Raw genomic sequence first — 12,628 nt, 5'->3', positions numbered from 1 at the left:
AAAAAATGGGCCGCCGGAGGCAGCCCATAAATGTGATGTGTTGTTTTGATTTTATAAAAATTAAATCAGGCGGCGTGCGGCTTCGACGACAATCTTCACCGCATGGCTTTCGGTCTTTTTCATGGTTTCCGCGTTAGGAATTTCCTGCTGCGTGCGGTTCACGATGACACCCGCAACCATACCTGCACGCAGACCCTGGCTTGCACACATGGTCAGCAGAGTGGCAGATTCCATTTCGTAGTTCATCACGCCCATTTCCTGCCACTCTTTCATCGATTCTTTGAAACGACGAACAACACGGCCGGAGTAAGTATCATAACGTTCCTGACCCGGATAGAAGGTGTCAGAAGAGGCAGTTACGCCGATATGTGTTTGTGCGCCCACGGCTTCTGCCGCAGCGACCAGCGCTGTAGTACAGGCGAAATCGGCCACTGCCGGGAATTCCATCGGTGCAAAGTGCAGGCTGGCGCCGTCAAGACGCACAGCCGCCGTCGTCACCAGAACGTCGCCGACGCTGATATGCGGCTGAATGGCACCCGTGGTGCCCACGCGCAGGAAAGTGCGGATGCCGAGCTGTGCCAGCTCCTCGACTGCGATAGACGTTGACGGGCCACCGATACCGGTTGAGCACACGATCACAGATTTGCCGTCAAGCTCAGCGCGCCATGATGTAAATTCGCGGTGGGAAGCCAGGCGAACCGGGTTTTCCATCAGTTTGGCAATCTTCTCCACGCGCTCAGGGTCGCCGGGAACAATCGCCAGCGTCGCGCCGTTTAAATCTTTTTTGGTCAGGCCAAGGTGGAAAACTTCAGGCTGAGACATAACAAACTCCTCTGTGTGTAAGGTCAATTATTGGCAGGAGGAACACCCGGCAACTGTACTGAACATTGTGACGTCATTTCGTGACGGTCGTCACTATGATGTAACAACAAGAATAACGCATACATTTAATTTGTGACTCACATCACAAATTATGCCGCTAAAGAGGAAATTTTATACGGCGATGCCTCCATTGCGGACATAAAAAAGCAGACATCGCCCCGTGAGAGGCTCTGCCTGCATAGATATTTACTGTAAATCAGGCGGGAACGGCGTCAGCTGCAGCGCTGCGTGACCAGATCCGGTGCTTCGCCAAATCTTTCAGGAATGCCTTCAACAGGGCACCTTCAGCTTTTTCGCCTTCGATAATCCCCTCTTCTTTCACGTCATCCTTCAGCCCCAGCAGGGATTTAAAGCGGCGCGCGTCACCGCTCAGGCCAATAACTTTCAGATGTTTATAGGCTTCAAGAACGAAATGACGTGCGTCCCCGCTCATCAGCAATGCATCAATGTGCCCGTGGGGCACTATCACGGCGTCAACGGTGATTGACGGCGAACCGGCAAACGTCGCGTCAATCGGTAACGTCGAACCATCATCTGCGGTCACTGTCCCCAAATGGCTGGCCAGTAGTTTAGGGTGAACGCCCGCAGCCTGAAGCGCCTGCAAGGTTTCCAGAACATCGGCCGCGTGAACGCCGTCACCCAGCAGCAGCGCAACCTGACGCCCTTTAATCACCCCTTTGCCGCTGGCATAGAGGCTGAGCGACGGATCGCTGTCCAGACCATTCACCGGTTTCGGGGGTTTGATTTTCAGCGTGTCTGCTGAAAGCGTCACGCCGACGTTTTTCGCCACCTTCTGCGCCAGCGACTGATCGACACGTGCCAGCAAATCCACCACGCGCTCGCGGATATAAGGTCGGGCGACTTTAGATAATTCAAACGAGAACGCCCCGGCAATGTGATCCTGCTCGGTTGGCGTCTGGCTCAACCAGAACAGGCGCGGCTGCGCATAAAACTCAGCAAACGACTCGCTGCGCTGGCGCACTTTTGCCGCATCAATTCGCTCAGGATAACTTTCGAAACCGCCACCCGATGCGGCCGGAGGCGTTTCTCGCGGCCAGTTGTTGTTGATAGAATTCGGCTCGTAGTTTGCCGGATTGGTATCTACATCCTGACGGTGCATACCGTCACGCTGGAAGTTATGGTACGGACAGGTCGGCCGGTTAATCGGGATTTCGTGGAAATTCGGCCCGCCCAGACGGCTTATCTGCGTATCGGTGTAGGAGAAAAGCCGGCCCTGTAATAATGGATCGTTAGTGAAATCGATGCCCGGCACCACGTGTCCCGGATGGAACGCGACCTGCTCGGTTTCCGCAAAGTAGTTATCCGGGTTACGGTTAAGCACCATCTTGCCGATGAGCTGCACCGGCACCAGTTTTTCCGGAATCAGTTTGGTCGGGTCGAGCAAATCGAAATCAAATTTGAATTCGTCCTCTTCGGGGATCAACTGAACGCCCAGTTCATACTCCGGGTAATCGCCAGCCTCGATAGATTCCCACAGGTCACGACGGTGGAAATCCGCATCTTTCCCGGCCAGTTTCTGAGCTTCATCCCACAGCAGCGAGGCTTTGCCCGCCAGCGGTTTCCAGTGAAAACGCACAAAGGTGGATTTTCCTTTGGCATTCACGAAGCGAAATGTGTGGATGCCGAAACCTTCCATCGTGCGGTAACTGCGCGGAATGCCACGATCGGACATCGCCCAGAACACGTTATGCAAGGTTTCCGGTTGCAGGGAAACGTAATCCCAGAAGGAATCGTGCGCGCTGGCGCCCTGCGGAATTTCATTATGCGGTTCAGGTTTTACGGCATGCACAAAGTCCGGGAACTTGTGAGCGTCCTGAATAAAGAAAACCGGCGTGTTGTTACCGACCAAATCATAAATACCTTCATCGGTATAAAACTTGGTGGCCCAGCCGCGAATATCACGGACGGAATCCGCAGAACCCCGCGACCCCTGCACAGTAGAAAAGCGCACAAACACGGGCGTCTGCTTTTTCGGGTCAGAGAGGAAACTGGCTTTGGTGACAGATTTCATGCTGCGGTAAGGCTGAAAATAACCGTGAGCCGCAGCACCTCGCGCATGAACGATACGTTCAGGAATACGCTCGTGGTCAAAATGGGTGATTTTCTCGCGGAGAATGAAATCTTCCAGCAGGGTCGGGCCACGGCTTCCGGCTTTCAGCGAGTTTTGATCATCAGAGATTTTCGTCCCCTGATTGGTGGTCAGCGGCTGTTTTTCACCATTTTTACGATGTCGCTCAAGCGCATCGAGTTTGGCGTTAGTATTCTGCGGACTTTTGGCACTGCCGGAGGCGGTAGGCTCTTTTCCGGGTGGTGTCGGTTGCGGCGAAGGCTGATAAGCGCGATCGGTGGGAGCCAGGTCTCCCAAGCCAGGTTGTGTGGATTTAATGCCCGTGGCGGGGGCGTGGCTTACCGGTAGTGACTCACTTTTCTTGGTTTTTTTTGAAGGTAATTTCGACATTGCACAAGACTCCTAACTTAAGTTTCGGGCGTTCCATGGGTCTTCCGTGACAGTTTTCCTGACTAACTTTTAACTATAGAACATCTCTTGCGCCTTGCTGTTGCCGCTTTCCGGCTATAGTTTTAATCCAAAGCGCAAATTTTCTGTATGGAGACTCCAATGAAAAATGATGAAATCCTCCCCCTGAAACAGGCTCCGACCAGCTTTGCGCCGGCCGTCACGCCGGTTGCGGAAACCACAATCCACACGGATACCGACGGCCTGCACGCCGGACAGACCACCATCCCTTCGCAGGGAGAAGATCTGCCCGCCTACCTTGCTCGTCCGGAGCAGTTCACCGGCAAATTACCTATCATTCTGGTGGTGCAGGAGATTTTTGGCGTACACGAACACATTCAGGATGTTTGTCGCCGTCTGGCGAAACAGGGCTATCTGGCGATCGCCCCCGAGCTGTATTTCCGTCAAGGAGACCCGCGCGATTACACTGAAATCAGCGAGTTATTTGCCAAACTGGTCAGTAAAGTGCCGGATCAGCAGGTACTTTCCGATCTTGACCACGCGGCCCACTGGGCGTCGCAGCACGGCGGCGATATCTCCAAATTAGGCATTACTGGTTTCTGCTGGGGTGGGCGGATCACCTGGCTTTATGCGGCGCACAATCCGCAGCTGAAAGCCGGTGTGGCGTGGTACGGCAAACTGGTGGGCGATAAAACGCTGACCAGCCCGTCGAATCCGGTAGACCGCGCCGCCGCTCTTGATGCGCCAGTGCTTGGCTTGTACGGCGGGCAGGACAGCAGTATTCCGCAGGAAACTATCGAAACCATGCGTCAGGCTATTCGCGCTGCCAATGCCGATGCGGAAATCGTAGTGTATCCGCAAGCCGGGCACGCGTTTAACGCTGATTATCGCCCGAGTTATAACGCGGAAGCCGCAGCCGATGGCTGGCAGCGGATGCTGGATTATTTCGCTCAGTACGGCGTGAAATAAACGCACGTGAAGTGAAAGTTTTCGCATGCGAAAACAGAAAAGGCCTGACGGGTTTTCCCGTCGGGCCTTTTTTATGCGTAAGATTTAATCAGAAATAAAATCGATGATTACAGCGAGAGTTGCCCAAATGCACCCTGCCAGTCTTCTTCGAACTTTTCTACCGCCGCCTGAACCGCAGGCGCACTGATAAACTGCTCCGCCACATCCACCGGCAGAGTGATTGACTGACACCCGGCCAGCAGACAAGCCAGCGCCTGACGCGGCGTTTTAAAACTGGCCGCCAGCACTTTGGCGTGCGGAGCATGCAGCGTCAGTAATTGCTGCAACTCGGTGACCATCGCGATGCCATCACCGCCCTGGGCATCAAGCCGGTTCACATAGGGCGCGACATATTCCGCCCCCGCCAGTGCCGAAAGTAAACCCTGGCCTGCGCCATACACCGCAGTGCCCAGCGTCGGGATTTTACGGGTACGCAGAATTTTGATCGCCGCCAGCCCTTCGGCGGTGACCGGCACTTTGACGACCAGCCCCGGAACACGGGAGTGCAGCAATTCCGCCTCTTCCACCATGTGTTCGGCATGATTCGCCAGAACCTGTGCAAACAGTTTCCCTTCACCGCCCAGCGCATCACGGAGCGCAGGTAACACTTCCCACAATGAGGTCCGCGCTTTGGCAATAATACTGGGATTGGTAGTCACACCCTGCAACGGTAAAATTCGCGACAAACGCTTCACTGCACTGATATCAGCAGTATCCAGATAGAGTTCCATGCCATCTCCTGTCAGAGTTCAAGCTCTTGTTTCAGCAGTGCTTCGATTTGCACCGCCGTCGTTGACTGCATTAACGCATCGCGGAAACTGTCGTGCATAATCCGGCGCGCCAGCTTTGAGAAAATCCGCATATGCTGGTCACCCGCGGCGTGTTTGTTGAGGGTCAGCATGATGACAAACTGCGCCTCTTCATCACCCCATTGCACCGGCTCCTGTAATTTCGCCACGCTGATGGTCGATTGCTCGATGTGTTCAGATTTGGTGTGCGGAATGGCAAAGCCGAAACCAAGACCGGTGGAAAATACCGCTTCGCGTGCCCAGACGTCGGCGGCGAGTTTGCGCGGATAACGGCAGCGACCGGCCAGCATCAGGTTATCGACCATGCCTTTGATAACTTCTTCTTTGCTGCGCCAGTCGGTATTCAGCGCCACGCATTCCGCAGTGATCAGCGGCGCGTCGTTCACCTCCATACGGAACTGCGCCAGCAGGTGTTCAACTTCCAGCGACGTGCGGCACTGCATCGCGCGGTTGAGCAACAGACGGCATTCGCGACTGTCGAGTTTCGACAACCGCGCTTTGGTGACCGGAATCGACGGTGCGCTCATGCTGATTTCATCCAGCCCCAGCCCAACCAACAGCGGCAACACCGAGCCTTTCGCACCCAGTTCACCGCACAGCCCTATCCATTTACCGTGACGATGCACTTCGCGCACAACATGATCGAGGCCGCGCAGGAACGCCGGATTCAGGCTGTTGTAATGACGGGTCACTTTTGCGTTATCGCGATCGACCGCCAGTAGATATTGCGTGAGATCGTTACTGCCGATGCTAAAGAAATCAATCTCTTCGCAGCACTGATCGATGATGAACATCACCGACGGCACCTCCAGCATGATCCCCAGCTGAATTTTTTCATCGAAAGGGATTTGCTCGTTGCGCAGGGACTGTTTGGCTTCTGCCAGACGATCTTTGATCCATAAAATCTCTTCTATCGAGGAGATCATCGGGATCATGATTTTCAGCGTTCCATGTGCCGACGCCCGCAGGATCGAACGCAGCTGAGTGTGGAACAGCGGCAAGAATTCCTGATAAATACGCACAGCGCGATAACCAAGGAACGGGTTATTCTCAGCAGGAATATTCAGATAATGAACCGGCTTATCTCCACCGATATCCATCGTCCGCACGATAATGGTTTTTCCTTTCGCCGCTTCCGTCGCCTGACAGTAAATGTTGTACAACTCGTCTTCCGAAGGCGCACTGACGCGATCCATATACAGCATTTCTGTACGGAAGAGGCCGACCGCTTCCGCGCCGTTGCTGAAAGCGGCACTGGCTTCGACTGAATGCGCAATGTTCGCCGCCACTTCCATCCGCACGCCATCCGCGGTATAGCCCGGTTTGTTGAGATATACGCTCTGCTGCTGGCGCAATGCCTGATGGACGGCCTGCTCCTGACGGTAATAACGACGCACAGGCTCCGTCAACGCGCAGGCTATCAGCCCCAGATCGCCGTCGATCTGCACGTCCTGACGCAGATAAACCTGCAAAGGCTGAGGGTCGACAGCTACCAGCGTAGGAATATTGAACGATCGCGCGAGAATAACCGTATGGGACGTACTGCCGCCGCTGCCGAGGAGCAGGCCTTTCAGATGCTTTTTATCCAGTTCGAGAAACTGGCTGGGGGTCAGTTCATCCGCCAGACAGATGCTGGCTTCACTGAGAGTTTGCTGGGAAGCAAACTGCGCTTCGCCGTAAATATGCTGCAACAGCTGGAAACTGACATCACGAATATCCAGTTCCCGTTCGCGCAGGTAAGCGCTGGACGATTTTGCGAGTTGCGCACTGAAATGCGCGGCGGTTTCCACAATGCTCTGCGCGCAGCTTTTTCCTTCCATCACATGGCTTAGCAACGCGTCGCGCAGGCTGTTATCGCGAAGCAAAGAACGATGCGCTTCAAGCACAGCGGTAATGGTGCCGCTGCCTTCCATTAGCTGTAATTCAATAGATTTTTCGAGCTGTGCCAGCCCGCCGGAAAGCAAACTTTGTTCTTTATCCTTGCCTTGAGACGCAGGCAAATCAGTCAATGCCGCCAGATTCACGTTGGAGAGATTAACCAGTTTGCCCAGCGCACAGCCTTCACTGACGGAACAGGCGCGGTAAATCACCGGGGAAAGATGCGTCAGGGATTCGGGGAGAGGCTCACGATCTGCGGTTTGATCGTGTTCAGGAAGGGCTTCATCACACAGCGGAAACTGATGCTCGATGAAATGCGCCAGCGCTGCCAGTGCTGCCACTTCGTCAACACCTTCGACCGTCACATGGCATTCATCGCCAGACAGAATGTCTGCGCCAATCAGCGACAACACACTTTTACCGTCAGCAACACGGTCAGTGCGAGTGTTATACCATTGAAACGTCGATTCAAATCCATTGCACAACGATTCTATATGGCTCGCCGGACGAGCATGAACCCCATTAACCAGTACGCAGGTGAAGCTCAACTTCTTGGTCATTTCTGAATCCTCATCCCAGATGCCGGTGATCATTACCGGCACTCGCAGAATAGGGTTCCGAGGCTCGCGCTGACTACGAGACAAAAATGACAAACACTGGATAAATGTAATGCATCCCGCTTTTTGCGAGACAGCTCACACTGTACAGGGGTCGATAAACCTCCCGTTATCTCGGGTTATTTGAAGCCGCTCGCATTTTCGATCGAACATTACAAAAGTCCAGTAAAACACAAATCTGTCCACTATTAGCGCCACCGCCCTCAGCCTATTGTTGTCGTCGATACCCTTTTAGTATCTGCGCTTTTTCACCAAAAGAAGCCCTGATATTTGTGATCGTTACGCCCGACACCGGAAGCTCCAGGAGCTAATCATGAAAGACTTGCTCAATATTCTAAAAAATACCCGCCAGCACCTGATGACTGGCGTCTCACACATGATTCCTTTTGTGGTCGCGGGCGGCATTTTGCTGGCCATCTCTGTCATGCTTTACGGTAAAGGTGCTGTGCCGGATGCCTTAACCGATCCGAATCTGAAAAAACTGTTTGATATCGGCGTTGCCGGTCTGACCCTGATGGTACCTTTTCTGGCCGCCTACATCGGTTACTCCATCGCTGACCGCTCAGCGCTGGCACCTGCTGCCATCGGTGCCTGGGTGGGCGCTTCCTTTGGCGCAGGCTTTTTCGGGGCGATCATCGCCGGCCTGCTGGGCGGCATTATCGTTTTCTATCTCAAAAAGATCCCTGTACCGAAGATCCTGCGCTCTGTGATGCCGATCTTTGTGATCCCGATCGTCGGCACCTTGCTGACGGCGGGGATCATGATGTGGGGCCTGGGCGAACCTGTCGGGCTGCTGACCACTTCGCTCACCCACTGGCTGCAAGGGATGCAACAAGGCAGCATTGTGGTACTCGCTATCATTATGGGGCTGATGCTGGCCTTCGACATGGGCGGGCCTGTGAATAAGGTTGCCTACGCATTTATGCTGATCTGCGTCGCGCAGGGCGTGTATACCGTCGTTGCCATTGCTGCGGTCGCTATCGCCACACCTCCCCTTGGCGTCGGTTTCGCCACCCTGATTGGTCGCAAGTTTTACTCCACAGAGGAACGTGAAGCGGGCAAAGCGGCCATGTTAATGGGCTGCGTCGGCATCACTGAGGGCGCAATCCCTTTCGCCGCCGCTGATCCGCTGCGCGTCATTCCTTCCATCATGATCGGTTCGGCCTGTGCAGCAGTCACCGCTGCATTGCTCGGCGCAGAATGCTATGCGGGCTGGGGCGGACTGATCGTACTGCCCGTCGTTCAGGGCAAATTTGCTTATATCGGCGCGCTGCTGGTTGGCATGATCGTGACCGCCCTGTGTCTCAACCTGCTGAAATATCTCGCCGCCAAAAAACAATCCACCAAAAACCACCAGGAATCTGATCTGGATTTGGACTTTGAAATTAACTGACATCAGGGAAAACATTATGACCAACATTATTGCTGTTACCGCCTGCCCGTCCGGCGTTGCTCATACCTACATGGCAGCGGAGGCTATCGAACGTGCAGCCAAAGCTAAAGGTTGGGATTGCAAAGTGGAAACGCAGGGCTCAATCGGTCTGGAGAACGAGCTGACGGCAGAAGACGTGGCCGCTGCGGACATTGTGATTCTCACCAAAGATATCGGCATCAAATTCGAGGAACGCTTTAAAGGGAAAATGACAGTGCGCGTTGGCATCAGTGACGCAGTCAAACGCGCCGACGCCATCATGGAAAAGATTGCCGCACACCTCAAGAACACGGCTGTCACGGATTGAATTTAAGGAGAACAGGATGACTTCCCGCATCGATCGTCTGAAAGCCGCGCTTTTCGCCAGCCCGCGTGAAATCTCGCTGGAACGCGCCTTGCTGTATACCGCAAGCCATCGAAAGACTGAGGGTGAACCGACGCTTCTTCGCCGTGCGAAGGCCACGGCATACATTCTGGATCACGTTGAGATTACTTTGCGCGAAGACGAACTGATTGCCGGTAATCGCACGGTAAAACCACGTGCGGGGATCGTCTCTCCTGAAATGGATCCCTACTGGCTGCTCAAAGAGCTGGATGTTTTCTCCACCCGTCCGCAGGATCGTTTCAACATTTCTGCTCACGATAAACAGGTTTATCGTGAGCAGCTTTTCCCTTACTGGGAATCGCGTTCGATGAAAGACTTCATCAACAGCCAGATGCCGGAAGAGGTCACCGCCGCCACCAAAACGCAGATTTTCAGCATCAACCAGACCGACAAAGGTCAGGGCCACATTATTATTGATTATCCGCGTCTGCTGAACACCGGTCTGGATAATTTAGTGGCTGGGCTACAGCAGCACGTTTCACAGGAGCCAGATAACGCGTTCTACCAGGCGGCGCTGATTCTGTTGCAGGCGGCACAACGGCACATTCTGCGTTACGCCGCGCTGGCGACGCTGATGGCGGAGGAATGTGAAGATCCGCAAAGAAAACAGGAATTGGAAAGAATCGCCGGTATTTCGCTGCATATCTCAGCCAGTAAGCCACAGGATTTCTATCAGGCCTGCCAGTTGTTCTGGTACATGAATATTATTTTGCAGTACGAATCCAACGCCAGTTCGCTCTCACTCGGGCGCTTCGATCAGTACATGTTACCGTTCTATCAACATTCCTTGTCACACGGGGAATCGCCAGCGTTCCTCAAAGAACTGCTGGAAAGCCTGTGGGTGAAATGCAACGACATCGTCCTGCTGCGCTCGGCCTCCAGCGCGCGGTATTTCGCCGGATTCCCGACCGGGTATACCATCTTGCTCGGTGGCCTTACTGAAATCGGGCGCAGCGCCGTAAACGTGCTTTCATTCCTGTGTCTGGATGCCTACCAGAGCATCTGCCTGCCACAGCCCAATCTCGGCGTGCGGGTAAATGAACTCATTGACCGCCCGTTCCTGCTGAAAACAGCCGAAACCATTCGTCTCGGCACCGGCATACCGCAAATTTTTAATGATGAAGTGGTAGTGCCCGCGTTTCTTAACCGTGGTGTGCGGCTGGAAGATGCACGGGATTATGCCGTTGTGGGCTGTGTGGAACTGTCGATTCCAGGGAAAACTTACGGGCTGCACGATATCGCCATGTTTAATCTGCTGAAAGTGATGGAATTAACACTGCATGAAAACGAAGGTAATGCGGCGATCACCTACCCGGATCTGGTGGAAAAGATCTGCCAGAAAATCAGCCACTACGTCAAACTGATGGCGCAGGGCAGCAACATCTGCGACATCGGCCACCGCGACTGGGCGCCCGTTCCGCTGCTCTCTTCATTTATTGAAGGTTGTCTGGAGAGCGGCAAAGACATCACCGCAGGCGGCGCACGCTACAACTTCTCCGGCGTTCAGGGAATTGGTATCGCCAACCTCAGCGATTCCCTGCATGCGCTGAAAGGCATGGTGTTTGACCAGCAACGTCTGACATTTGATGAGTTACTGGCGTCACTGAAAGAAAATTTTGCCAGCGAAGAAGGTCGCGCCATTCGAGCCCGTCTGATTAATCGCTTCGAAAAATACGGCAACGATGTCGATGAAGTTGATCTCATCAGCGCCGATTTGCTGCGTTATTACTGCAAAGAAGTCGAGCAATACCGCAATCCGCGCGGCGGGCAATTTACGCCGGGCTCCTATACGGTTTCAGCTCATGTGCCTTTAGGCGCGGTGGTCGGCGCGACGCCGGATGGCCGCTATGCCGGTGAACAGCTGGCCGACGGCGGGCTTTCACCGATGCTGGGGCAAGATCATCAAGGGCCGACTGCCGTACTGAAATCGGTCAGCAAACTCGATAACACGCTGCTTTCCAACGGTACGCTACTGAATGTGAAATTCACGCCGTCGACGCTCGAAGGTTATCAGGGGCTGAACAAGTTGGCAGATTTCCTCGGCGCATTCACCCGCCTGAAATTGCAGCATGTGCAATTTAACGTAGTCAATGCAGAGCAACTGCGCGAAGCGCAAAAGCGTCCGCAGGATTTCACGGGGCTGGTCGTCAGGGTAGCAGGCTACAGCGCATTCTTCGTCGAGCTGTCAAAGGAGATTCAGGATGACATTATCGGCCGAACCGCGCATCAGCTCTGAGCTGCGCATCCCCATCGTCGTAAAAAGGACCGTCGCAGATAACACCCTGCGCGGACGCATCTTCAACATTCAGCGGTTTTCACTTAACGACGGCCAGGGTATTCGTACCCTTGTTTTCTTCAAAGGATGCCCGCACCGCTGCCCGTGGTGCGCTAATCCCGAGTCTATGTCGCCACGCATACACGTCATCAAACGGCAGGCGAAATGCCTCAACTGCCGGACATGCCTGCAGGATCCGGATGAATGCCCTAGCGGTGCGATGGAATATGTCGGCGAAGACATTACGCTGCCAGAACTCATGAAACGTCTGCTGAAGGACGAAGTGTTTTTCCGCTCGTCCGGCGGCGGCGTCACGCTTTCGGGTGGTGAAGTGCTGATTCAACATGCTTTTGCCAGCGCGTTATTGCAGGAGCTACAGGCTCTGGGCATTCATACGGCTATCGAAACGGCAGGCGATGCGCCGCGGGATCACCTGCTTGCGCTGGCCGATCGCTGCGATCAGGTTTTGTTTGATTTCAAAATAATGGATCCGTCACTGGCACGTTCCATTCTCAACATGAATCAGCCACGCGTGCTGGAGAATTTCAGTGAACTTGCCCGGCGCGGCGTGAAGCTGCTGCCCCGTTTACCACTGATCCCTGGTTACACCCTGAAGCCCGAAAACATGCAACAGATCCTGGATTTCCTTAAACCCTTCCACTTAAATGAAATCCATCTGTTACCCTTCCACAAATACGGTGAAGCCAAGTATCCGCTGCTGGGGAAAACCTATTCCATGCACAAAACGCCGGTGCCTGATGCAGAAACCCTTGCGCTTTATCGTGCGCTGGCGGAAAGCTACGGATATCGGGTCACGCTGGGTGGCTAGGGTGTTAAGCACCGGA

9 protein-coding genes are annotated in these 12,628 nt (G+C 54.2%); 5 read left to right on the top strand and 4 right to left on the bottom strand.

The window, feature by feature from the left end; genetic code table 11:
* Positions 1–60: 60 nt before the first annotated feature.
* Together udp and katE are read right to left on the bottom strand one after the other, a co-directional pair.
* Positions 61–822: a uridine phosphorylase gene (gene udp / locus TU92_RS06995; RefSeq protein ID WP_112165624.1), complete on the bottom strand. Its 762-nt coding sequence runs from the start codon at positions 820–822 to the stop codon at positions 61–63.
* Between the two features lie 256 nt (positions 823–1,078).
* On the bottom strand, positions 1,079–3,361 hold the full coding sequence (gene katE, locus TU92_RS06990; protein WP_112165622.1) for a catalase HPII: 2,283 nt from the start codon (positions 3,359–3,361) through the stop codon (positions 1,079–1,081).
* Positions 3,362–3,520: 159 nt separating this feature from the next.
* On the opposite strand from katE, the gene TU92_RS06985 reads away from it, so the two are divergent.
* Positions 3,521–4,348: a dienelactone hydrolase family protein gene (locus TU92_RS06985; protein WP_112165620.1), complete on the top strand. Its 828-nt coding sequence runs from the start codon at positions 3,521–3,523 to the stop codon at positions 4,346–4,348.
* A 107-nt stretch (positions 4,349–4,455) separates the two neighbouring features.
* Here TU92_RS06985 and fsa read toward each other — a convergent pair whose 3' ends face one another.
* Together fsa and ptsP are read right to left on the bottom strand one after the other, a co-directional pair.
* A complete protein-coding gene (gene fsa / locus TU92_RS06980) occupies positions 4,456–5,118 on the bottom strand; it encodes a fructose-6-phosphate aldolase (RefSeq protein WP_112165618.1) in 663 nt (220 codons plus the stop codon).
* An 11-nt stretch (positions 5,119–5,129) separates the two neighbouring features.
* On the bottom strand, positions 5,130–7,634 hold the full coding sequence (ptsP, locus tag TU92_RS06975; protein ID WP_112165633.1) for a phosphoenolpyruvate--protein phosphotransferase: 2,505 nt from the start codon (positions 7,632–7,634) through the stop codon (positions 5,130–5,132).
* Between the two features lie 370 nt (positions 7,635–8,004).
* On the opposite strand from ptsP, the gene TU92_RS06970 reads away from it, so the two are divergent.
* The 4 genes from TU92_RS06970 to TU92_RS06955 are packed head-to-tail and all read left to right on the top strand — an operon-like array spanning position 8,005 to position 12,612.
* A complete protein-coding gene (locus tag TU92_RS06970; RefSeq protein WP_112165616.1) occupies positions 8,005–9,084 on the top strand; it encodes a PTS fructose transporter subunit EIIC in 1,080 nt (359 codons plus the stop codon).
* 16 nt (positions 9,085–9,100) lie between these two features.
* Positions 9,101–9,430, top strand: a complete 330-nt coding sequence (locus TU92_RS06965) for a PTS fructose-like transporter subunit IIB (RefSeq protein WP_112165614.1) — start codon at positions 9,101–9,103, stop codon at positions 9,428–9,430.
* Positions 9,431–9,446: 16 nt separating this feature from the next.
* Complete coding sequence (locus tag TU92_RS06960; RefSeq protein ID WP_112165613.1) at positions 9,447–11,744, top strand: formate C-acetyltransferase; 2,298 nt, start codon at positions 9,447–9,449, stop codon at positions 11,742–11,744.
* A complete protein-coding gene (locus TU92_RS06955; protein WP_112165611.1) occupies positions 11,710–12,612 on the top strand; it encodes a [formate-C-acetyltransferase]-activating enzyme in 903 nt (300 codons plus the stop codon). The genes TU92_RS06960 and TU92_RS06955 overlap by 35 nt, the downstream gene beginning before the upstream one ends.
* The last annotated feature ends 16 nt before the right edge of the window (positions 12,613–12,628 follow it).

This window comes from Rahnella inusitata (assembly GCF_003263515.1).
Classification (GTDB): Bacteria; Pseudomonadota; Gammaproteobacteria; order Enterobacterales; family Enterobacteriaceae; genus Rahnella; species Rahnella inusitata.
The sequence above is the reverse complement of the archived record's forward strand: the minus strand, read 5'-3'. Positions and strand labels throughout refer to the sequence as shown.

Bases quoted from the DNA above. Each gene is read 5' to 3' on its own strand.
- udp (WP_112165624.1), bottom strand. From the start codon at position 822: ATGTCTCAGCCTGAAGTTTTCCACCTTGGCCTGACCAAAAAAGATTTA.
- katE (WP_112165622.1), bottom strand. From the start codon at position 3,361: ATGTCGAAATTACCTTCAAAAAAAACCAAGAAAAGTGAGTCACTACCG.
- TU92_RS06985 (WP_112165620.1), top strand. From the start codon at position 3,521: ATGAAAAATGATGAAATCCTCCCCCTGAAACAGGCTCCGACCAGCTTT.
- fsa (WP_112165618.1), bottom strand. From the start codon at position 5,118: ATGGAACTCTATCTGGATACTGCTGATATCAGTGCAGTGAAGCGTTTG.
- ptsP (WP_112165633.1), bottom strand. From the start codon at position 7,634: ATGACCAAGAAGTTGAGCTTCACCTGCGTACTGGTTAATGGGGTTCAT.
- TU92_RS06970 (WP_112165616.1), top strand. From the start codon at position 8,005: ATGAAAGACTTGCTCAATATTCTAAAAAATACCCGCCAGCACCTGATG.
- TU92_RS06965 (WP_112165614.1), top strand. From the start codon at position 9,101: ATGACCAACATTATTGCTGTTACCGCCTGCCCGTCCGGCGTTGCTCAT.
- TU92_RS06960 (WP_112165613.1), top strand. From the start codon at position 9,447: ATGACTTCCCGCATCGATCGTCTGAAAGCCGCGCTTTTCGCCAGCCCG.
- TU92_RS06955 (WP_112165611.1), top strand. From the start codon at position 11,710: ATGACATTATCGGCCGAACCGCGCATCAGCTCTGAGCTGCGCATCCCC.